The following is a 21278-nucleotide window of genomic DNA, read 5'->3' on the forward strand; positions in this document are numbered from 1 at the left end:
GAGTGCCTGTACCGTCCGATCAGGGCGTCGACGCGGATCCGACCCGCATGGGTCAGCACTTGATCGGGTAGACCGCCGGATCGCCGGTCCACGTCCCCACACTCGCCCAGATCCTGAGGGTGTAGGTGCCGTTCAGCATGGACATCCGGGTGATCGTGGTGGCCCGCTTGGTCGGACTGACGGTGTGGGTGGTCACGACACCCGCCGGGCCCGTCAGGGTCACGGTGTACTCGGTGGCACGAGGGACCACGCCAAAATCGGTGATCGCCACGGTCACGAACATCTTCAGGAGCGAGCAGTCGATGGTGCCGGTGACGCCGGCGGGTGCGGGGATGTCGTAGGTGCCCACGGACAGAGCCGCCGTGTCCCGGTCGGAGAACGCCGCCTGCGCGACCGTGGGTGCCCAGGTGAGGACGACGACGGCGAGCAGCAGCTTCGCGAGGAACCGCAGTCGGCGCGGGAGGCGGGTGGTTCCGCCTGCACGGTGTCGGCTCATGGTCGGATTCCCTCGGTGGTCACTCGGATGCGGCAGCGGGCAGCGGGCGCCCTCGGCCGAGGGCGCCCGGGGCCTGGACTAGCGGCTGGTGGCGGCGCGCTGCGTTGCGGTGAACGTGAAGTTCACCGTGCTCGTGAGGCCCTGGAAGGTGTTGTCGGCGGCGACCGGGAGGGTGGACGTGAAGCGCAGGTTGTCCGCCTTGCCCGGGGCCATGGAGGCGAGGCCGGGGAGTGCGACATCGGTGCCGATGATCGCGCGGCTCGGCAGGATGCTCGTGACGGTCCCGGCGCAGGTGTAGGTGTAGGCGGGCGCGGTGCCGGTCTCGGTCCAGGGGACGCTGCAGGAGTCGACCGTGAGCTGGAGGCCGTTGACGGCGTCGGTGGAGAGCTTCGACGGCGAGCCGACCGCTGCGGTGCTCAGGGTGATACCGCCGAAGGCCTGGCTGCCCGTGTTGGTGATGGCCGCCACGCGCTGGACGCTGTCGCCGGGCACGATGTTGACGGCAGCGACGGTGAGGCGGTTGGCCGCCGTTCCTGCAGCACCGAGCTGGATGTCGACCGTGCCGGCGCTGACCGTCTCGCTGGCGGAGGTGGTGGAGGTGAAGGAGCCGTACGTGCCCAGGCCCGCGACGGACGCGGCGACGCCGAGCAGCGCGACGGAGGCGAGAACCTTGCCGGAGGTGGACTTCATCGAGATGCGGGACATGCGAGCCATGGTGAGACCTTTTCGTGAGGATCGATCGGTGGGGCCCGGTTCCCCCAGCGGGATCCGGTGCTTCTGGTGTCAAATATCGGCACCGAAGCTCAACCCGGACCCGCCGTACCCGCGAACCATGCGCGAAGGAACACCGAAGAGGAGGTCCAAACCGAAGAACAGGTGAAGACAGGCCGAAGAAGCGCCTTTGTACGACCGGGTGGTCACGAAGGCCATCTGGTTGAATCGGAGGATGAGCCCCACCGCAGCCCACATCCAGGATCTCGGCGCCTATGTAGCGGCGTCACCATCGAGCTACCACGCCGCGGCGGAGGCCGGACGCCGCCTCGCGGCGAAGGGGTTCGTGCGGCTGGAGGAGCGCGAGGCCTGGCAGGGCGGTGCCGGCAGCTACTTCGTCATCCGCGACGGGGCCCTCATCGCCTGGGTGGTCCCGCCGGGCGCAGGGCCCACGACGGCGTTCCACATCCTCGGGGCACATACCGATTCGCCGTCGTTCAAGCTCAAGCCGAAGCCCACCACCGGGAAGTACGGCTGGCTGCAGGCCGGCGTCGAGGTGTACGGGGGTCCGCTGCTGAACTCCTGGCTGGATCGCGAACTCGCGCTCGCCGGCCGCCTGACACTGCTCGACGGCGCGGAGCACCTCGTGCACACCGGGCCGCTGCTGCGCTTCCCGCAGCTCGCCGTCCACCTCGACCGGGCGGTGAACGACGGGCTCACGCTCGACAAGCAGCGTCACATGAATCCGGTGTGGGGTCTGGGAGATCCGCTGGACGCCGATCTGCTCGGTCTCCTCGCCGAAGGGGCAGGAGTGGACCCGCTGGAGGTGGGCGGATTCGACGTCGTGGTCGCCGACACCCAGGAGCCGCGCGTCTTCGGGGCCGACGGCGCATTCTTCGCCTCGGGCCGGCTCGACAATCTCTCCTCGGTCCACGCCGGCCTCACCGCGATCATCGAGACCGCCACGACGGGGCCCTCGGAGGGACCGATCGCCGTGCTGGCGGCCTTCGACCACGAGGAGGTCGGCAGCGCCTCCCGCTCGGGTGCCAGCGGGCCGCTGCTCGAGGACGTCCTGCACCGGATCTCGCTCGGGCTGGGAGCCGGAGCCGAGGAGCGGCTCCGGGCCATGGCGTCGTCGTTCTGCGTCTCCGCCGACGCCGGCCACGCCGTGCACCCCAACTACGCCGAGCGCCACGACCCGGTGAACCTGCCCGTGCTCAACGGGGGTCCGCTCCTGAAGATCAACGCCAACCAGCGCTACACCACGGACGCGGCGGGTGCCGCCTACTGGGCGGATCTCTGCCGCGCGGCCGATGTTCCCTACCAGGAGTTCGTCTCCAACAACGTGATGCCGTGCGGCTCCACCATCGGGCCGCTGACGGCCACGCGGCTGGGTATCCGGACCGTCGACGTCGGGACCCCCCTGCTGTCGATGCATTCCGCCCGCGAACTCTGCGGGGTGCACGATCCCGGGTATCTTGCAGCGGTCACGTCCCGCTTCTTCCGGGACGGGCGATAGCGCCCGCGGGTCGGGGCCCGACCATTAGTCCGGTATCATTGATTCGTCCGTGCGACGGACTGCCGGCGATACCTGTCGTCGGCAGCGGCCGGACCAACGCTAGAGAACCTCCTGTTGCGGAAAGACCGTGACCGCTCAGCCCAGAGGAGGTGGGTTCACACATGCGTGCATATGAATTGATGGTCATCATCGACCCCGATGTCGAGGAACGTTCCATCGACCCGACACTCGAGAAGTTCCTGAACGTGGTCCGCAATGGCGGCGGCACGGTGGACAAGGTGGACATCTGGGGGCGTCGGCGTTTCGCCTACGAGATCCAGAAGAAGACCGAGGGCATCTACGCCGTCGTCAACTTCACCGCCACCCCGGCCGTGGCGTCGGAACTGGACCGCCAGCTGAGTCTCAACGAGACGATCATGCGGACCAAGATCATCCGCCCCGAGGAGCAGAAGGTCTCCGCCGAGTAGTTTCGGCAGAGCCCTTCTCCATCCAGCCCGCTCCGGCGGGACGTGACCCAAGGAGGCACCATGGCAGGCGAGACAGTCATCACGGTGGTCGGCAACCTGACCAACGACCCGGAACTGCGGTTCACGCCGTCGGGTTCGGCGGTGGCCAACTTCACCATCGCGTCCACCCCCCGCACCTTCGATCGTCAGACGAGCGACTGGAAGGACGGCGAAACGCTGTTCCTCCGTGCCTCGGTGTGGCGTGAGGCCGCGGAGAACGTCGCCGAGACCCTGACCAAGGGAACCCGCGTGGTTGCCCAGGGTCGACTGAAGTCGCGGTCCTTCGACACGAAGGAGGGCGAGAAGCGCACGGTGATGGAACTCGAGGTGGACGAGATCGGTCCGTCCCTGCGCTACGCGTCCGCCAAGGTCACCCGCGCCCAGCGCTCCGGCGGTGGCAACAGCGGGGGCTTCGGGGGCAACTCCGGCGGCAACGGTGGATCGAACACCCAGTCGGGTTCCGGCTGGGGCGGCGGACAGCAGTCCCAGCAGCCGGCGGACGACCCCTGGGGCGCTCCCTCGGGCGGAAACCCGGGTGGCAATTCGCAGGGCTGGGGCAACGGCCCAGACTCCGAGCCACCCTTCTAGGTGACGGTCCCGATCCCGGGACCGACACCGCAGTCACTCGCGTGACTTGTACTTCCCATCCCGCAGAATCGTTCTGCGGGCTCCAACAGAAGAAGGAGCACCACGATGGCCAAGGCTGAACTCCGTAAGCCCAAACCAAAGTCCAATCCCCTCAAGGCCGCTGACGTCACCGTCATCGACTACAAGGACGTAGCGCTGCTGCGCAAGTTCATCTCCGATCGCGGAAAGATCCGCGCACGTCGCGTCACCGGCGTGACCGTGCAGGAGCAGCGCAAGATCGCCCAGGCAATCAAGAACGCCCGCGAGGTCGCACTGCTGCCGTACTCCGGCGCCGGTCGCGGCTAGGGAAAGGGACACATCATGTCGAAACTCATTCTGACCCAGGAAGTCACCGGGCTCGGTGCTGCAGGCGACGTCGTCGAGGTGAAGAACGGTTATGCACGTAACTATCTTCTGCCCCGCGGCTTCGCCCTCACATGGAGCAAGGGTGGCGAGAAGCAGGTCGACTCGATCAAGGCGGCGCGCTCCGCGCGCGAGCACGCCTCACTCGAGGATGCCCAGCGCCAGGCTGCCGCCCTGTCGGCGAAGCCCGTCACCCTCACCGTCAAGGCCGGTGGCTCCGGCCGCCTGTTCGGGACGGTCAAGACCGACGACGTCGCGAAGGCCGTCGAGGCCGCCGGTCTGGGCAAGATCGACAAGCGCAAGGTGGAGCTCCCCGCGCACATCAAGTCGGTCGGCTCCTACCAGGCGAATGTCCGGCTGCACGAGGACGTCGCTGCAGTGATCGATCTGGACGTCGTCGCCGGCTAGCTCGCACCACCCCTCAGCAGGTCCAGGAAGCCCCCACTTCGGTGGGGGCTTCCGTCGTTCGTCGGGACTGTTCCCGGCAGGGCGGTCCGGCGCCGCACGGGCGCCGCCATCGGTCCGTTCCGACCCTGGACCGCGGCTATCCCGGTGCCTTTGTCAACATGGTCTCTGTGGATGGAGAGCCGGGAAAATACTTTCCCTCCACAGGGTCTGTATAAAGTTTTCCCACGTCAGAGTTGGTTTGAGCTGTGGCGGCAATAGTTGTCCACAGCGTTGTCCCCATCCTGTGCACAAGACACGCCGCGCAATCCACAGCTTATTCACTCTTACCCACACCCCCTGTTGGCCCAGCATTTCGGCCAGCGTCCCGGTGGGGTTACGGTGGCCGAAGACTCCCGATAGTGAGGGTGACGGGTGATAGGAGTTCTCCTATCAGGCCCGGGCCGGTGGTCCGGCGTCCGCCGAGGTGGACAGCGTTTCTACAGTACGAGGAAGGCCCTTCAGTGTCCCTGGCACATGCAGATTCATCGACGGACACCCGGCATCCGGAGTTCTCCCGGACGCCGCCACAGGATCTCGTCGCGGAGCAGTCGGTCCTCGGCGGCATGATGCTGTCGAAGGACGCCATCGCGGATTGCGTGGAGGTGCTCAGGGGGCTCGACTTCTATCGTCCCGCGCACGAGAGCATCTACGAGGCGATCATCGACCTCTACGGTCGTGGGGAGCCGGCGGACGCCGTGACCGTCTCCGACGAGCTCACCAAGCGCGGGGAGATCTCGCGGATCGGCGGGCCCGCCTATCTGCACACCCTCATCCAGTCCGTCCCGACGGCCGCCAATGCGGGCTTCTACGCCGAGATCGTCCGTGAGCGGGCCGTGCTGCGCCGCCTCGTCGACGCCGGCACGAAGATCGTCCAGCTGGGCTACTCGAACGACGGCGAGGTGGACGATCTGGTCAATGCGGCCCAGGCCGAGGTGTATGCCGTCGCCGAGCGCCGCACGGCCGAGGACTACGTGGCCCTGAAGGACATCATCGAGGGCACGGTCGACGAGATCGAGTCCGCGGGGCATCGCGGGGAGGGCATGACAGGTGTTCCCACCGGGTTCTACGAACTCGACGAGCTGACGCAGGGACTGCACGGGGGCCAGATGATCGTCGTCGCTGCCCGCCCTGCGATGGGCAAGTCGACCTTCGCCCTGGACTGGGCGCGGTCCGCGGCCATCAAGCACAACATGGCCACCGTCTTCTTCTCGCTCGAGATGGGCCGCAACGAGATCGCGATGCGGCTCCTGTCGGCCGAGGCCACGATCGGCCTGCAGGATCTCCGGAAGGGCACCATCAAGGACGAGCAGTGGGGCAAGATCGCCACCACCATGGGGCGCATGAACGATGCTCCGCTCTTCATCGACGACAGCCCCAACATGTCCCTCATGGAGATCAGGGCCAAGTGCCGGCGCCTGAAGCAGCGACACGACCTGAAGCTCGTGGTGCTGGACTATCTCCAGCTCATGTCCTCGGGCAAGCGCGTCGAGTCCCGCCAGCAGGAGGTGTCGGAGTTCTCCCGGGCGCTGAAGCTGCTCGCCAAGGAACTGAATGTCCCCGTGGTCGCCCTGTCGCAGCTCAATCGTGGGTCGGAGCAGCGCACCGACAAGCGCCCGCAGGTGTCGGACCTGCGCGAGTCGGGATCCATCGAGCAGGACGCCGACATGGTGATCCTGCTGCACCGCGACGACGTGTACGACAAGGAATCAGCCCGGGCGGGGGAGGCGGACGTGATCGTGGCCAAGCACCGCAACGGGCCCACGAAGACCATCGTGGTCGGGTTCCAGGGCCACTACTCCCGCTTCAACAACATGGCCGCCGACAACAGCGGGTACTAGTCCTTCTTCGGACCGAGCTCGTTGATGACGGTCGCCAGCCCGTCGCGAAGTTCCTGGGAGGCCAGGCCGTCGTCGGCCATGAGCTCGTGTTCGATGTTCTTGGCCTGTTCGATCGCGCTGATACCTGCTGCGGTGATGGTGATGCGCTGGCTGCGGCGGTCAGCACTGTTCCGCAGCCGCGTGACGAGGCCCCGCTTCTCGAGGCGGTCGAGTGTCCGTCCGACCGTCTGGGCCTGGACGTGGACGAGCTGGGCCAGGCGCACGCCCGTCACCGTGCCCTCCCGCTCGAGGACACCCAGCGTGGTGAGCCCCGCGTGGGTGATGCCGATGCTCAGGAGCTTCTCGTTCCATGAGTGCTCGACGATACGGGCCGCGGTGGTGAGCAGGCGGCTGGTCGACCATTCGTTCAACTCCGGCACGATTGCGTGTCCTTACCCTTGATGACCCTGGAAATGAGGGAGGGCCCGGAGCAACGCCCCGAGCCCTCCCCTGCTGAACGGTTGCTCAGCGGTTGTTGTCGGTGCGCCTCTCGTCGGCGCCCTCGACCTCGATCTTCTCCTTGCGGACCTCGTCGCTGACCGTCTCGTTCTCGGTGACGGTCTCCTTGTCGAGGCGGACCCGCTCCACGGGGACGGTCTCCTTGTCGGCGACGACGCGCTCGGAGTGGAGGGTCACTTCGTGCTCCTCCTCGCTGATGGACGGGCCATCGTGTGCGTTCCCGCGATTGGCGTCCGTGATGGGCTCGCTGACCACACGAACCTCCTCGTGGCTCACCGGCACGGTCTTGCTGACGTTCTCCGTGACGACGTACTTGCGCATCCGTGCACGACCCGCCTCGGTACGCTCGGTGCCCACGTGGAGCTGCTCCTCCGACCGCGTCATGGCGTCGTCGGTGGTGGGGCCGGACGTGTCGTGTCCCACGGTCTCGCGTCCGGAGTCGAAGCCCGCAGCATCGCGGTCGTCGGTACGACCGGTCATGCCGGCGTCCGTGGTACCGGCGTGGCGGCCGGCGTTCGCGTCGAGGTCACGCTCGTTGTCCACCATGCCGGTGGTCGTGTCGGTGCGATTGCCCGTGACACCGCCGCCGATCTCGTAGTGGCGGTAGAGACGATCCTCTTCCTCCGGGCTGAGGTTGCCGTCGGACTCCACGCGGGGTGCATCCTTGACCTGGGCCTTGGTGTAGGGCACACGGACGTCGTTGCCTTCCACGTTGGCGCCCTGCAGCGGGACGAAGGACTCGGACGTGCCGAAGAGGCCCGTCTTCGCGGTGACCCAGCTGGGATCGCCGGTCTGGTCGTCGAGGTAGATCTGACCGACCGATCCGATCTTGTCCCCGTCGGACCCGAGGACGTCGCCGCCGTTGCTGAGCAGGGTATCGATGTTTTCCTGGCTGATCATGTCGTTCTCCTTCTGTTGAGCCTGTATGAGTGTGGTACTGCCGGTTCCAGGCTGCGTCGGGATCCTGCTCCGGCGAACCACCCGACCTCTAGAGTAAGCACACTTAGCAGTGAATTGAAAGCACGCTTAGTATTCGCTTCCCTTCCACCGAGGTCGCGGTGCGCTACTTCTGCTGCTGCACGCGTGACTGGGCGTCCTGCGCACTGCCCTTCACGTCACCCGCGGCCTGCTGTCCCTCGTCCTTGACGGTCCGTGCCGAATCCGTCGCTGATTCCTTGACGGACTGGACGGCCTCCTGGGCGGGCTCCTTGACCTCTTCGCCGATCTGCTTGGCGGCGTCGGTGACCTTCTCCTTCAGGGGAGCTGCCTGCTCCTTGAGCTGCGACGCGACGTCCTGCTCCTTCTGGCTGGCAGGGATGAGGGAGGCGACGAGGAGGCCTGCGCCGAAGGCGATCAGACCGGCGGCCAGCGGATTGCCGGCAGCCTTCTCCTTCGCGGAGTCCGCGGTGGAACGGGAGGTCCCGCCCCCGCCGCTCATCGTGTTCCTGGCCTGACCGGCGCGATCCCGGGCCGAGTCCTTGACGTCCTCCGCCTTGCCCAGCACGGAATCCTTGACGTCCTCCGCCTTGCCCATCACCGTCTCCTTCACATTGCTCAAGCTGTGCTTCACCTTCTCGGTCTGGCGGTGCGCGATGTTCGTGGGGTTCACGCGGTCGGCCATCTCGTCGACGTCCGAGCCGAGTGCCTGTCGGGTGCGCTCGATCTCGGCACGGATCTCATCGGGGGACTGGCTCATCGTGTCTCACCTGGTTTCAGTGTCGGCGGAATTTCCTTGATGGTCTCCGCTGTCTGCGGCAGACCCTTGACCTTCTTCATTTCCTTCTTGCCCGTCAGGGCCAGTATCGCGGCGATGATCGCCCAGACCGCGGCGACGATCAGGGCGGCCCACCCGAGTGCCATGAGCTCTCCGAGGCCCCACATCGCGGCGAGGGAGAGGAACAGGAGGAGGAAGTGACCGCCCACGGCGGCACCGGCGAACATGCCAGCGCTTTTTCCTGCATTCTTCGCCGACTCGGTCGCTTCGGCCTTCGCCAGAGCCACCTCCTGCCGCATCAGCGTGGACAGATCCTTCGTGACTTCTCCGAGGATGTCCCCGAGAGAGCGGTCGGCTCCTCCGGTGGCCGTGTCCGGGCCCGGACGGGCGGAGGCCTGGTGGGCACCTCCGACGGATGTCTCAGTCATCAGCGCAGGCCTCCGTCAGTCGGACGGGTACCCACGGGCGGCGTTCCCGGCGGGATCGTCGGGTACTCGTCGGCGGGGTCCACGAACGCAGGGCTCGGATCGCGCTCGGAGCGCTCCTGCCTCCGGTCGTCCAGGCCCGCCGTAGCGGGCGTGCCGCTGTAGGAGTCGGCGTCCACCTCGGTGTAGCCCGCGTACCCATCGGTCGTCGAGGTGTCCGACGACGTGCGGGGTGCGGTGGTCCGTGCCTGGCCCTGCGCAGAGGATGTCGTGTCCGAGTCGCGATTGCCCGTGACGCCCCGGGTGAGGCGCCCCACGAGGACACCCGCACCTCCGGCGAGGAGGAGGAACATGCCCGGCTTGCGGCGTGCGTAGGACTTCACGTCCTCGAGGAGTTCGGAGGCGTCGCGGCCCTCGAGCCAGCTGGCCGCGGAGTCCGCACGCTCGGAGGCCTGGTGCACCAGGTTGGACACCGTCTGGTTGTCCGACCCGTCGGCCATCGACTTCAGCTCCTCCGAGGCCGACCGCAGGCCCTTCGAGATGTTCTGCTGCTGGGCGCCGGCCTGGCTCTTGACCTCGGAGGTCACGGTCCCGAGGAGGTCCTTGGCCTGCGCGCCGGCTTCGGCTGCCACGCCCTTCGCCTCCGACGCGGCTGTTCCCGCGACGTTCTTGGCGGCGTGCTTGCCGTCCTCGCCCACCTTCTTCGCCTGATCCTTCGCAGCATCTGTCCGCGACGCGTCGGAACCGGAGGTCGGGTCCCCGGTGCCCAGCTGCGTGGTGGCGAGATCCGAGGTGGAGGACTCGTTCCCGGTGGTGGAGGGGACCAGGGGGTCCTGCGGCCAATTCTGCGTAGTCATGTTCATTCCTAACCTTGACATTGCCCATCGAACGGACGCTCAATCGTGGTTTCCGGTGCGTGGGCGTGGCCCGTGACCGGAACGTGTCCTCAAACCTAAGCATGCTTAGGTTCTCCGACGCAACCACGAGGACGGGTGTGTCCTCCCGAGTATCCAGCGGACGACGACCGTCCTATCGGCACCTGGTCCGCCCGCGACCGGGGCTCGGGCCCCGGTCGCGGCGAGCATCCGCGTACCCTCGATGACAGATCCCCCTCACGAAAGCAGGCGATGACCATTTTCTCCCGCAGCAGGCGAACCCTCGCCGGACTCACTCTCGTCGGACTCGTGGCGGTCTCCGGATGCTCGGATTCCGAGCAGCCCGCGCCGGACGCCGTCGAGACCGAGGAGCAGCAGGACGCCGATGTAGTCCTCGCCGCCGATGATGCGTCCCAGCGCCTCGTGCTCCGTGGCTCCTCCGGTGAGCTCTCACTCGCGACGAGCCGTGCACTCTTCGACCGCAGTCCGGTGGCGGTCGTCCTGGCCGAGGACGCCGACGCCTCGCTGACGGACACGGATCTCGGACCCGCCGCGAGTGCCGCCGTGGGCCTCCGGGTGCCATTGCTGGTCGTCGGGCCGGGAGGTTCGGGGACCGCCGACGTCACCGCGGAGCTGGACCGACTCGGTGTGGACAGCATCGTCGGGTACGGCGATCCCGCTGCCGACTGGACCGCGCTGGGGCAGGCACGTGACCTGCTCGCAGGGCCCGGGACCGCCAAGGACTTCTCGTCCGTGATCGGCCTGACGGTCGAGCCCACCGCGGTGAAGGCCTCCGATCTCGTCCGTACCGTCACCGGGCTGGGGAGCGAGGACCTGCAGCTGCTGGAGCTCACGCCTCCGCCGCCCCCGGAGAGCGCTCCGTCCGGAGCCGCATCGACCGCTCCGGCGCCGTCCGGCCCCGCGCCGACCGGCCCCGCGCCGACCGGGTCGACCTCCGAGTCGTCGTCCGCCGGCCCCGACCTCGCGGAGCAGGCGACCGCCGAGGACCTGCCCGATTTCGATGCGCCCGAGGAGGACGCCGCCGCACTCGTCCTGGCCACCGGGGCCTCGGATCCCGCGTCCTTGGCGACGGCGCGAGCGGCCGGAGCGGACGTGCGCGTCTTGGCCGAGGCCGACCCCCGCGCCACATCGGCGTCGGTCGACGCCGTCGTCGAGCACGCCGACACGGCGGTCTTCGCCGTCGGTGACGAGTTCGGCAGCGAGACCGAGTTCGCGGCCCGCGCAGGCGTGGCGGCGACCGGCGTCGAACTGCCCGGCGGCGGCCAGACCGTCTTCCCTGGCAGGCGCATGGTGGCGCTCTACGGCCACCCCGACGGTCCTTACCTCGGAGCCCTGGGAGAGCAGGACAGCGCAGCCGCTATGGTCAGGGTCAAGGAGCTGGCCGCGCAGTACCAACCGTTCAGCGACGAGCCCGTGGTCCCGGCCATCGATCTGATCACCACCGTGGCCAGTGCGGATGCAGGGGAGGACGGCGACTACTCCAGCGAGACGGCGATCGAGGACTTGATCCCCTGGGTCGATGCCGCCGAGAAGGCAGGGGTCTACGTGGTGCTCGACTTCCAGTCCGGCCGCTCGGACTTCCTCTCCCAGATGAAGCGCTACGAGGAACTCCTCGAGCGCCCCACGGTGGGGTTGGCGCTCGACCCCGAATGGCGACTCGCGCCGGGGCAGCTCCCGCTCCAGCAGATCGGGTCCGTCGATGCGGAGGAGATCAACACCACGGCGGCGTGGCTGGCGGACCTCACGCGCGAGAACGACCTCCCGCAGAAGGTCATGATGGTCCACCAGTTCCGATTGGACATGATCGACGGGCGCGAGAAGCTCGACACCTCGCGCAGCGAGCTGGCCTTCACGCTCCACGCGGACGGGCACGGGACGCCGGAGGAGAAGCTGAACACGTGGTCGGTCCTGCAGGCCGAGATGCCGGAGGGGGTCTGGCCCTCGTGGAAGAACTTCTACGACGAGGACAAACCGACCCTCAGCCCCGAGCAGACCTACACGACCGTCACGCCCAAGCCCTGGCTCGTGACCTACCAGTAGGTCCCGTCCGGCCGGTGCTCAGCCTCCGGCCACCGACTGGACGATCATGACCGTCGCCCCGGGGGGCACCTCGGTGCCCAGGCCGTCCAGGCGACGGACGTCCTCGCCGTCCACGAAGATGTTCACATAGCGCCGCAGGGCGCCCGTCTCCTCGCGGATGCGCTGCCCGAGCAGCGGGCGTCCCTCGCACAGGGCGTCCAGGACGGACGAGAGATCGCCCCGCGGTGGCGGTTCGACGCCGATCTCGCTCCGTCCGTCCAGATAGGGGCGGAGGAGGGTGGGGATCAGGACGGTGACGGAGTACATCCCGGACCACCGATCAGGCGGGCACGACGGCGGCCCGGACCGATAGGACGTCCGGCAGGTGGCTCGCCACCTCGCGGAAGGAACGCCCCTCGTCCGCGCTGGCGTAGACCGTGCCGCCCCGGGTCCCGAAATAGACACCCGGGATCAGTGCGGTGTCCACGCAGGCGGCGTCGCGAAGCACGGCGTTGTAGTCGGCCGCCGGGAGTCCGGCGGCGGTCGCCTCCCAGGTGGTGCCGCTGTCCTCCGTCCGGTGCACCATGAGTCGGCCGTCGGGCGGGATCCGCTCGCCGTCGGCCTTGAGGGGGATCACCCAGGCGGTCCCGCTCCTGTGCGGGTGGGAGAGCATCACGAAGCCGAAATCGGCCGGTAGTCCGGCGGCGATGGACTGCCAGGAGTCCCCACGGTCCATGGATCGGTACACGCCGTGGTGGTTCTGCGCGAAGAGGTGGTCGGGGTCCACGTCGCGTGCCACCCGGTGCACGCACTGACCGAATTCGGGGTTCGGATCCGGCATGAAGTAGGCGCTGATCCCGCTGTTGCGCGGCTGCCACGACGTCCCGCCGTCATCGGAGCGGTAGACGCCTCCGGTGCTCATCGCGACATGGATGGTCTCGTCCGCCGGGCTCGGCAGGACGGTGTGGGCTGCGGCTCCACCGAACCCCGCTCCCCAGCGGCTGCGGTGCGGGTGGTCCCAGAGTCCCCGGTTGAGCTCGAAGGTCTCGCCGTGGTCGACCGACTTCCACACGGAGATCGGCTGGCATCCGGCCCAGACGACGCCGGGCCGGTCCTCCGAGTCGGGCTGGATCTGCCAGATCCGTTCCAGCGCCTCGCCGTCGTCGGCGCCGAACCGGATACCGCCCTCCTGCGGCTCGGCCCAGGTCTCACCGAGGTCGTCGGAGTGTGCGATGCAGGGTCCGAAGTGCCACGACATCCGGCCCACGAACAACCGCGTGCGGGATCCGCGGGTGTCGATGCCGATGCTCGGGATCTCCTCCATGAGGAACTTCGGTTCGCTGAGGGTCCAGTTCTCGCGGTCGGAACTCGACGCGAGCCACAGCCCCTTCTTCGTGCCGATGGCGAGGAGGGTGGTTCCTGCGGCTGTCATGACGGCTCCCTCGGGTTTCGGAGCGGCCACCGGACCGCACGGTGATGTGGATCACCTCGCAGGATGCCACCGTCCGAGGTCTTTGTACAGGGTGCGGAGCGCGAAGCCTACACTGCTCATCATGGCCGTCCTCATCGATCCGCCCTCCTGGCCCGCGCACGGAACGGTGTTCTCGCATCTGGTCTCCACGTCCTCCCTCGAGGAGCTCCACCGGTTCGCCGCCGCCGCGGGGATCCCGCTCCGGGCGTTCGACGGTGACCACTACGACGTGCCCGCCCGGCGGTACAGCGACCTCGTCGATCGCGGGGCCGTGCCGGTCAGCGGGGCCGGCCTGGTCCGGGCGCTCATCGCCAGCGGGCTCCGGATTCCCGCACGACGACGGCCGGCGAAGCTCCGCGCCGTCCTCACCTCGCGCTGGAGCGCTCTCCTGCCCGCCGATCCCACGCTCGGGCAGGAACTCCTCGGCCGCTGGGAGGAGGCTCACCGCAGGTATCACACCCCGTCGCACCTCCTGGCGGTCCTCGAGGCGCTCGATCAGCTGCTGGACGACTCCGACACCGTCCACCGTCGGAACATTCTCATGGCGGCATGGTTCCACGACGCCGTCTATCGGGGAGTGCCCGGGGAGGACGAGCAGGCGTCGGCAGCCCTGGCCCACGACCGGCTCCGGGAGCGGCTCCCCGAGCACGAGGTGGAGGAGATCGGGCGGCTGATCCTCCTCACCCGCGACCACGACCCGGTGCCCGGCGATCGTGCCGGTGAGCTGCTCTGCGACGCGGATCTCGCCGTCCTGGGTGGGTCTGCCCCGGAGTACGAGCGGTATCGCACGGCCGTGAGGCTGGAATACGCCCATATTCCCGACGAGGCATTCAGGCAGGGCCGCTCGAGTGTGCTGGAGCAGCTGCTCGCGCTCGAGCCCCTGTTCCGGACCGCGCGTGCCCGGGAGCGCTGGGCCGGAACGGCACGTCAGAATCTGGCGGCGGAGCTCCGGTCCCTCGGCGCGGCCCCGGCGTCATGATCCCCGGACGGCGGTGACGGGTTCCACGCCGGCGGCCCTGCGTACGGGTGCCGCTGTACTGTGTGCGCATGGAACACGGAGTGCGCATGGAACGCTGCGCGGTGATCTCGGATCTCCACGGGAATGTCACGGCCTTCGAGGCGGTGCTGGCCGATCTTCGCCGGCGCGGGATCACCACCGTCTACAATCTCGGCGACGTGGCGGGGAAGGGGCCCCGCGGCTCGGAGTGCGTGCGCCTCAGCCGCCTCCACTGCGCCGTCACCGTCCGCGGCAACTGGGACGACTTCCTCCCCACGGACACTCCCGAGTGGAGGGACGAGGCCGGATGGTGGTGGCACAGGGAGCTGACCCCGGAGGACCGCCGGTGGCTGGGGACCCTTCCGCTCTGTCACGATCTCCGCGTGGGCGGCCGGAACGTGCGCCTGTTCCACGCCTCGGCCAGGAGCGTGTACCACCGCGTGCACGCCCGGCACACCGACGAGGACTTCGAGGGCATGTTCGCATCGACCGGGCTGACCGGTACCGGACCGGCACCGGACGTGGTGTGCTACGGAGACATCCACGATGCCTTCGTCTCGACGGTGCGCAGCCGCACCCTCGTGAACGTGGGCAGTGTGGGGAACCCCCTCGACGAACCGCGGGCGAGCTACGTGATCCTCGAGGGCGACCCGGGAGGCGATCGCGGGGCTGCCTTCGGCATCCAGTTCGTGCGGGTGCCCTACGACATCGAGGCGGAGATCGCCGTCGCCGCCGCGGTCGGGATGCCGGCACTCGAGGCCTACGCGATCGAGTTGCGTACCGCGGTCTACCGCGGGCGCCATGAGGATCTCGGGCTGGTCGGCGTCTCCGTGTCCGGCACGACCGAGCCCGCGGAGGAGTCGGCCTGAGGGGGGATCTGCCGGGCCCTGCCGCCCGCTCGTGGGGCCGACATCATGGCACCCCGGGATTCGGTAATGTTCATCTCGTCGTTTAGCAGCAAGCGGCAATCCTTTCCCGACGCCGGCGCGTGCCGGCCGCACGGGAAGTGATGCAAAGGCTCACCGATTGTCTGATCAAGAAAACGGAAACACAGTGCGTGCGGTCGACGCGGGCTCGATCCAGGACATGGTGCTCGACAGCGAGGACGTCGAGCAGTTCCTGACGAAGCTGGTGGTCGCGGCCGGCCATCGGATGTCCACCGGCTCCGACGAGGTCCTCTGCGGTGTCACCCTCCTGAGGGACCGCGCCAAGACGACGGTGGCCAGCAACGGCGCGCTGGCCCAGAAGATGGACGAGGTCCAGTACGAGTTCGACGACGGGCCGTGCCTTCGCGCAGCGCGCGAGGGCTCCGTGCACTACGTTCCCGACTTCGCGGTCGAGGAGCGCTTCCCCGAGTACAGCCGGGCGATCGCCGGTCACGGGATCGTCTCCGCGCTCGGTGTCCCCGTCCCGCTCGAGGGCGAGGCGACGGCGGCGCTCAACTTCTACTCACCCCGCGCCGACGCGTTCGGGGAGAGTGACATCGCGGCGGCACAGCGGTTCGCCGAGGAGGTCTCGGTGTCCCTCCGGCTCGCGGTGCGTATCGCCCGACTCACCGAGTCCAGCGCCGACATGCGGGCGGCGATGGAGAGCCGGACCACGATCGACCTCGCCGTCGGGGTGATCATGGGGCAGAACCGCTGCTCGCAGGAGGAGGCGATGTCGATCCTGAAGGCCGCCTCGAGTGCGAGGAATCTCAAGGTGCGCGACGTCGCGGCATCGGTCCTGCAGTCGCTCGGCCAGGGGCCGGGGAGGACGCACTTCGACTAGCGGTGTAGGGCGGCACGTGCTCGCCCGGGGGACGGCGTCGCCAGGGCAGCTTTCGCGAGGGTGCGGCATCCAGACCAGGACGTCGTCGCCCCCGGGTGCATCGCCCTGAGACCCGAGCCCGAGCCCGGGCTCAGGGGCTTAGGGTCTCAGGGGCGCTGGTTGCCCTGGTCGGGTCGGCGCAGCGGATGCTCGCGCCATGTCTCCTGCCCCGGCGGCGGACCATATCCCGGTCGGAGCAGGGGTTCGTCCGGGTCGTCCTCGCGATGCGGGCGGCGCGGATCCCGGTTGCGACGCGTGAGCCAGTACCCCCAGCCGAGGCACGCGGCGGAGGCGAGGATGAGGGCGAGTCCGATGAGCAGGTACGGCAGGGCCGTGGAGGGCACGGGGGTGCCGGTCGACTCGGCCCGTGCGAAGTCGGACACGGCCCCGGGCAGGAAGAGGGTGCTGACGAAGAAGAGGATCAGGCCGGCCAGGTACTGCTTGATGCCGAGTTTCATGGTTCCCCTGGTTCCCGTACGGAATGGACGATCAGCTCCAGCTTAGGCCTGGGCGCCGACACCCTAGGCTGGTCGGGTGCACGAGAGACCGCCCGACAACCGCCTGCTCAGCCGCAGTATCCTGCGGCTCGCCGTCCCTGCCCTGGGCGCGCTCATCGCCGAACCCCTGTTCCTGCTCGCGGACTCGGCGATCGTCGGGCACCTGGGCGTCGCCGAGCTCGCGGGTGTGGGACTGGCCTCCACGGTGCTCCAGACCGCCGTCGGGCTCATGGTCTTCCTCGCCTACTCCACCACGCCTGCCGTCGCGCGCCTGCTCGGTGCCGGACGGCGGCCCGAAGCGCTCGCTGCAGGGCGGGACGGCGTGGGCCTCGCCGTCGTGCTCGGTCTCCTGCTCTCCACCGCCGGATGGCTCGCCGCTCCCGCCCTCGTGTCCCTCCTGGGAGCCGAGGGCGCCGTGGGGGTCTACGCGGTGGACTATCTACGCTGGTCCATGCCGGGCCTGACCGCCATGCTGGTGGTCCTCGCCGCCACCGGCATGCTCCGCGGACTGCAGGACACCCGGACCCCGCTCGTGGTGGCGGGTGCCGGTTTCGGCGTCAACATCGTCCTCAACTATGTGCTGGTGTACGTGGCGGGGATGTCGGTGGCGGGGTCGGCCCTGGGAACCAGCATTGCGCAGTGGGGGATGGCCGGGGTGTACCTCCTCATGATCGTGCGCTCCTCGCGGCGGGACGGTGTGTCCCTCCGTCCGTCCCTGCACGGGATCCGGGGCACCGCCCGCGTGGGCTCATGGCTCATGCTGCGGACCCTGTCGCTGCGGGTCGCCGTGCTGGCCACGGTCCTCGTCGCCACCGGCCAGGGCGCCCTCGGCCTCGCGTCGCACCAGCTGGTCATGACGGTCTTCACCTTCCTCGCCTTCGCGCTCGATGCCCTCGCCATCGCCGCCCAGGCGCTGATCGGGAAGGAGCTGGGGTCCGGGAACAGGGTCCTGGCAGGCGCGCTCACGCGACGCATGGTCGCCTGGGGTGTCGGGTTCGGGGTCGTCACCGGCGCCGTCCTCGCCGCGGCCGCCCCCTTCCTGGGATGGATCTTCACCACCGATCCGGCGGTGCAGGCCGCTTTCGCCGCCGGGCTCTGGGTCCTCGCGGCTGCGCAGCCGGTGTGCGGGTTCGTCTTCGTGCTCGACGGCGTGCTCATCGGTGCGGGGGACGCGCGGTACCTGGCGCTCGCCGGCGTCGTGAACCTGGTGCTCTACCTGCCGCTGCTGGTCCTCGTGGACCGGGCGGGACTGTCGGGGAGCGAGGGCATCGTGTGGCTGTGGCTGGCATTCGGCGTCGGGTACATGCTGGCCCGATCCGTGACCCTGGGCTGGCGCATCCGGGACGACCGCTGGATGGTCACCGGCCCCACGCGCGGGACAGTGATGCGCGGCGCGTCGTGAGGCAGCCCGCCGCCAGGAGGAGGCCGGACCGGAGTGGCCCCTAAACTGGTCGTGCCGAGAAGACCGACCCACCGCACCACGTGAGAAAGACACCGATGGCTACTGCAGCACGCGCTCCGGGCGCCGACCCGGCCGGGTCCCCGGTCTGGAGACCCTTCATGGCGCGCGCCGTGGTGAGCGCGGTCTTCGGTCTCGTCACGATCTTCTGGCGTGAGCCCACCACGCCGGTGCTCGCCGTCGCGGGCGGGTCGTATCTCCTGCTGGGGGGCGCCGGGTATCTGTGGACGCACCGGACCCTGGGCCCGGGTGTACGCATCACGCCGCTGACCAGCGTCGGTGGCGGGCTGCTCCTCGGGGCGGGGCTGGTGTGCCTCGTCGTCGTGGACACCCGCACATTCGCCGTCGCGGGGGCTGCGGCCCTCGCGGTGGCCGGCGTCGTGGAGCTGGTCCGGGGTCTCGCCGAGCGGCCCCGGCCCGAAGCACGGGATCTGGTCCTCGTGGGGGTCATCGGCCTCGGCACCGGCGCCATCCTGCTGTTCGTGGAGCAGCTCGGTCCGCAGGCGCTGCTGGGCGTCAGTGGCGGTGGGGCGCTGCTGACCGCCGTCGTGCTCGGGATCGCAGCGCTCAGCTATCGGCATGATTCAGCCGTGAGCGCATCATCAGTCCAGGGGGCCCAGGACGGACCGGACCCCGTAAACTAGAAGCTCTACAACTCGTAGAAAATTCATCACCGGAAGGAGTGCCCGTGGCCAAGCGTCAGCCGGGGAAGCCCACACAGGGACGGTTCCGCTACGGCATCAAAGCTCCGCTGGTGTTCTCCGCGGCGCTCGCGGTGGTCGCGGGGGTGGCGACGGCGATCTTCGCCACCGGCGGTGGATCCCAGGTACTGCGTGTGGACCTCGGCCTCACAGCAGCCGGGATCGCGTTCATCGTCTCGCTCGTCATCTGCGCCATGCTGATGATGGCGGAGACGCCCAATGCCGAGCACCTCAGCCAGGGCTCCGGGGTCAACCGGTCGTCCGCCCGGCCGGATGCCCAGGCCAAGCCGCAGGAGACAGCACAGGCTGCCGACCCGGAGTCCGGTGACGCACCCCGGTACGGAGAGCGCCTGCCGAACCAGGACGGCTGACGGCCGCCACGACACCCTGTGATCGGTCGGGTGAGTTGGGTGGCCGGTCGCGTGAGCCGGTCGCATGATTCGGGGGATGGTTCGGACACGGACGCTGCAGATCGGGGACTTCGGCTGACGAGCGGCCTTCCGCAGCGGCGTGTCGCCGCTCGACACGGTACGGACGGCGGTGATGTCCCCGGATCCGGGACGGACGCCCCCGGGGACGACGCCGGAACCGCCCGGAGGGCAGTCGTCCTGCTACCCTCCCCTCATGGACGATGACGTCGCTGGTTTCATGAGGGATTTCGGGACGATGGTTCGCCTGGCCCAGGACGCGCTACCGACGTCGCCACAGGGCAGGGAAGTCACCGACACGATCAGCGCGCACCTCGGGACGCCGGCGGGCGGTGTCGCCGTCGTCGTCGAGGAGATCGCCGCGCACCGCTTCGTCGATGCCGACATCGTGCTGACGGACGTCGTGGGGTCCGATGCCCGACTGGTCGGGATCGGCGGCGGAGATCAGCGCCACCACTCGTCCCTGAGCGACATGCTCCAGCAGTCGGCGCTGTACCCGAACTTCCCCCTGGCGCAGCCGGACTACGTGAACCTGCCGATCGGTCCTGCCGAGCAGCGACAGACCGTTGCCCTCGGACTCCGGCTCTTCCGCTTCGATGGCGTTCCCGTGGCCCTCCTGCAGCGCAGCGCCGAGCCACGCTACGGACGCGCGTCGGCCTCGCTCGAGGTCCTGTGCGAGGACCCGGCGGTGACGAAGGCCTTCCTCGCCGAGTTCCGGCAGCGCATGCGCAGTGAGAGCGTCCTCAAGGGGCAGGTGCTCTCGTTCACCACCGACAACTTCGGTTCCGGTGATGCGGGCGTCACCTTCCACGAGCGGCCCACCCTTTCGGCCGACGACGTCACTCTCCCCGACGGTCTGCTGGGCCGGGTGAGGGAGCATGCGCTCGGCATCGGCGCCCATCGTGAGGCACTCCTGAAGGCCGGACAGCACCTCAAACGCGGCATCCTCCTCTACGGTCCGCCGGGAACGGGCAAGACCCACACCGTCCGCTTCCTGCTCAGCGCGAGTAAGGGCACGACGGCGATCCTCCTCTCCGGCAGCACGCTCGCCCATGTGGGGGAGGCGGCCAGGACGGCGCGTGCGCTGCAGCCCTCCATCGTGGTCCTCGAGGACTGTGACCTGATCGCCGAGGACCGCAGCTTCGGGCACGGCCCGCAGCCCCTCCTGTTCGAGGTGCTCGACGCCATGGACGGCCTCGACGCCGACGCCGACGTCACCTTCGTCCTGACCACCAACCGCGTGGACATGCTCGAGCGTGCGCTCGCCCAGCGTCCGGGCCGCGTGGATCTGGCGGTCGAGGTGCCGCTGCCCGCCGAGCACGAGCGGGCTGCGCTGTTGCGCCTCTACGCCGGTGGGCTGCCCTTTGGTGCCGAGGCGATCGGGACCGCCGCAGGCCGCACCGACGGCACGACGGCGTCCTTCGCGCGCGAGCTGGTGCGTCGCGCAGTGCTCGCAGCCGCGCTCGAGGGCGTACCGACGGCCGATGCCCACCTGATCGCAGCCGTGGGCGAGCTCATGGCGGACAGCGCGTCACTGACCAGGAGCCTGCTCGGCAGCAATGGCCCGGTACCCGAGGAGGCCGGAGGGCCCTTCGGACCGGACCCGGGAGTCGGCTACGGCGGCGGGCACGGGTCCGCCTACAGCTCCTCCCTCACCCTGTCGTTCGACGGCCCTGCACAACCGGGCTTCGCCGCCGACGGATACTCGGAGGACGGTTTCACCGGCGACGGCGTCGAGGGCGTCGCAGCCCCGTCGGCGGAGGAGGACGACGTCGGGCGCTGAACTGCATGGTCCTGATGATCAGTCACGCTGTCACGTACGTACCCAATCGGGGACTTCGAGGGCAGATACCCCTT

24 protein-coding genes are annotated in these 21278 nt (G+C 68.9%); 14 read left to right on the forward strand and 10 right to left on the reverse strand.

Annotated elements, in window-relative coordinates; translation table 11 throughout:
- Window positions 1–52 precede the first annotated feature (52 nt).
- Both Q0747_RS04655 and Q0747_RS04660 read right to left on the reverse strand, forming a co-directional pair.
- Window positions 53–496, reverse strand: a complete 444-nt coding sequence (locus tag Q0747_RS04655; RefSeq protein ID WP_298252074.1) for a hypothetical protein — start codon at window positions 494–496, stop codon at window positions 53–55.
- Window positions 497–574: 78 nt separating this feature from the next.
- Complete coding sequence (locus Q0747_RS04660) at window positions 575–1210, reverse strand: TasA family protein (RefSeq protein WP_298252075.1); 636 nt, start codon at window positions 1208–1210, stop codon at window positions 575–577.
- Between the two features lie 232 nt (window positions 1211–1442).
- Between Q0747_RS04660 and Q0747_RS04665 the strand changes: the two genes are divergently transcribed.
- The 6 genes from Q0747_RS04665 to dnaB all read left to right on the forward strand — a co-directional run bounded on the left by Q0747_RS04665 (window position 1443) and on the right by dnaB (window position 6507).
- Entirely contained in the window at window positions 1443–2726 is a 1284-nt protein-coding gene (locus Q0747_RS04665) for a M18 family aminopeptidase (RefSeq protein WP_298252076.1), read from the forward strand.
- A gap of 161 nt (window positions 2727–2887) precedes the next feature.
- A complete protein-coding gene (gene rpsF, locus Q0747_RS04670; RefSeq protein ID WP_148599801.1) occupies window positions 2888–3193 on the forward strand; it encodes a 30S ribosomal protein S6 in 306 nt (101 codons plus the stop codon).
- Between the two features lie 60 nt (window positions 3194–3253).
- A complete protein-coding gene (locus Q0747_RS04675; protein WP_298252077.1) occupies window positions 3254–3820 on the forward strand; it encodes a single-stranded DNA-binding protein in 567 nt (188 codons plus the stop codon).
- 105 nt (window positions 3821–3925) lie between these two features.
- Window positions 3926–4165 carry a 30S ribosomal protein S18 gene (rpsR, locus tag Q0747_RS04680; RefSeq protein ID WP_005273147.1) on the forward strand — a complete coding sequence of 80 codons (240 nt, stop codon included), beginning with the start codon at window positions 3926–3928 and terminating at the stop codon, window positions 4163–4165.
- Window positions 4166–4180: 15 nt separating this feature from the next.
- Window positions 4181–4630 (forward strand): 50S ribosomal protein L9, encoded by a 450-nt coding sequence (gene rplI, locus Q0747_RS04685; protein ID WP_298252078.1) that lies wholly within the window; start codon window positions 4181–4183, stop codon window positions 4628–4630.
- Window positions 4631–5130: 500 nt separating this feature from the next.
- Window positions 5131–6507, forward strand: a complete 1377-nt coding sequence (dnaB, locus tag Q0747_RS04690; protein ID WP_148599798.1) for a replicative DNA helicase — start codon at window positions 5131–5133, stop codon at window positions 6505–6507.
- Here dnaB and Q0747_RS04695 read toward each other — a convergent pair.
- The 5 genes from Q0747_RS04695 to Q0747_RS04715 all read right to left on the reverse strand — a co-directional run bounded on the left by Q0747_RS04695 (window position 6504) and on the right by Q0747_RS04715 (window position 10001).
- Window positions 6504–6926 carry a MarR family winged helix-turn-helix transcriptional regulator gene (locus Q0747_RS04695; RefSeq protein ID WP_298252079.1) on the reverse strand — a complete coding sequence of 141 codons (423 nt, stop codon included), beginning with the start codon at window positions 6924–6926 and terminating at the stop codon, window positions 6504–6506. The genes dnaB and Q0747_RS04695 overlap by 4 nt on opposite strands.
- An 85-nt stretch (window positions 6927–7011) precedes the next feature.
- Window positions 7012–7905 carry a PRC and DUF2382 domain-containing protein gene (locus tag Q0747_RS04700; RefSeq protein WP_298252080.1) on the reverse strand — a complete coding sequence of 298 codons (894 nt, stop codon included), beginning with the start codon at window positions 7903–7905 and terminating at the stop codon, window positions 7012–7014.
- A 163-nt stretch (window positions 7906–8068) separates the two neighbouring features.
- Entirely contained in the window at window positions 8069–8701 is a 633-nt protein-coding gene (locus tag Q0747_RS04705; protein ID WP_298252081.1) for a DUF3618 domain-containing protein, read from the reverse strand.
- On the reverse strand, window positions 8698–9147 hold the full coding sequence (locus tag Q0747_RS04710) for a phage holin family protein (RefSeq protein WP_298252082.1): 450 nt from the start codon (window positions 9145–9147) through the stop codon (window positions 8698–8700). Before Q0747_RS04710 ends, Q0747_RS04705 begins: the two co-directional genes overlap by 4 nt.
- On the reverse strand, window positions 9147–10001 hold the full coding sequence (locus Q0747_RS04715) for a hypothetical protein (protein ID WP_298252083.1): 855 nt from the start codon (window positions 9999–10001) through the stop codon (window positions 9147–9149). Before Q0747_RS04715 ends, Q0747_RS04710 begins: the two co-directional genes overlap by 1 nt.
- 270 nt (window positions 10002–10271) lie before the next feature.
- Between Q0747_RS04715 and Q0747_RS04720 the strand changes: the two genes are divergently transcribed.
- On the forward strand, window positions 10272–12080 hold the full coding sequence (locus Q0747_RS04720) for a hypothetical protein (RefSeq protein WP_298252084.1): 1809 nt from the start codon (window positions 10272–10274) through the stop codon (window positions 12078–12080).
- Window positions 12081–12098: 18 nt separating this feature from the next.
- Here Q0747_RS04720 and Q0747_RS04725 read toward each other — a convergent pair whose 3' ends face one another.
- Together Q0747_RS04725 and Q0747_RS04730 are read right to left on the reverse strand one after the other, a co-directional pair.
- Window positions 12099–12386, reverse strand: coding sequence for a MoaD/ThiS family protein (locus Q0747_RS04725; protein ID WP_298252085.1), 288 nt, complete (start codon window positions 12384–12386; stop codon window positions 12099–12101).
- A 13-nt stretch (window positions 12387–12399) separates the two neighbouring features.
- Window positions 12400–13491 carry an exo-alpha-sialidase gene (locus Q0747_RS04730; protein ID WP_298252086.1) on the reverse strand — a complete coding sequence of 364 codons (1092 nt, stop codon included), beginning with the start codon at window positions 13489–13491 and terminating at the stop codon, window positions 12400–12402.
- A 121-nt stretch (window positions 13492–13612) separates the two neighbouring features.
- Between Q0747_RS04730 and Q0747_RS04735 the strand changes: the two genes are divergently transcribed.
- The 3 genes from Q0747_RS04735 (at window position 13613) to Q0747_RS04745 (ending at window position 16297) form a co-directional block, all read left to right on the forward strand.
- Window positions 13613–14509, forward strand: coding sequence for a DUF4031 domain-containing protein (locus tag Q0747_RS04735; protein ID WP_298252087.1), 897 nt, complete (start codon window positions 13613–13615; stop codon window positions 14507–14509).
- Between the two features lie 68 nt (window positions 14510–14577).
- Window positions 14578–15396 carry a metallophosphoesterase gene (locus Q0747_RS04740; RefSeq protein WP_298252089.1) on the forward strand — a complete coding sequence of 273 codons (819 nt, stop codon included), beginning with the start codon at window positions 14578–14580 and terminating at the stop codon, window positions 15394–15396.
- A 157-nt stretch (window positions 15397–15553) separates the two neighbouring features.
- Window positions 15554–16297, forward strand: a complete 744-nt coding sequence (locus Q0747_RS04745) for a GAF and ANTAR domain-containing protein (protein ID WP_298252091.1) — start codon at window positions 15554–15556, stop codon at window positions 16295–16297.
- A 146-nt stretch (window positions 16298–16443) separates the two neighbouring features.
- Here the strand turns inward: Q0747_RS04745 and Q0747_RS04750 are convergent, their stop codons facing one another.
- Window positions 16444–16794, reverse strand: coding sequence for a hypothetical protein (locus Q0747_RS04750; protein ID WP_298252093.1), 351 nt, complete (start codon window positions 16792–16794; stop codon window positions 16444–16446).
- A gap of 76 nt (window positions 16795–16870) precedes the next feature.
- Here Q0747_RS04750 and Q0747_RS04755 point away from each other — a divergent pair, with 76 nt between their 5' ends.
- The 4 genes from Q0747_RS04755 (at window position 16871) to Q0747_RS04770 (ending at window position 21204) form a co-directional block, all read left to right on the forward strand.
- Window positions 16871–18235, forward strand: coding sequence for an MATE family efflux transporter (locus tag Q0747_RS04755; protein ID WP_298252095.1), 1365 nt, complete (start codon window positions 16871–16873; stop codon window positions 18233–18235).
- 95 nt (window positions 18236–18330) lie between these two features.
- Complete coding sequence (locus tag Q0747_RS04760) at window positions 18331–18936, forward strand: DUF308 domain-containing protein (RefSeq protein ID WP_298252097.1); 606 nt, start codon at window positions 18331–18333, stop codon at window positions 18934–18936.
- A gap of 44 nt (window positions 18937–18980) precedes the next feature.
- Window positions 18981–19364, forward strand: a complete 384-nt coding sequence (locus Q0747_RS04765; RefSeq protein WP_298252099.1) for a hypothetical protein — start codon at window positions 18981–18983, stop codon at window positions 19362–19364.
- A 253-nt stretch (window positions 19365–19617) separates the two neighbouring features.
- Window positions 19618–21204 (forward strand): AAA family ATPase, encoded by a 1587-nt coding sequence (locus Q0747_RS04770; protein WP_298252101.1) that lies wholly within the window; start codon window positions 19618–19620, stop codon window positions 21202–21204.
- The last annotated feature ends 74 nt before the right edge of the window (window positions 21205–21278 follow it).

This window comes from uncultured Arthrobacter sp., from assembly GCF_947493765.1.
Lineage (GTDB): Bacteria > Actinomycetota > Actinomycetes > Actinomycetales > Micrococcaceae > Arthrobacter_D.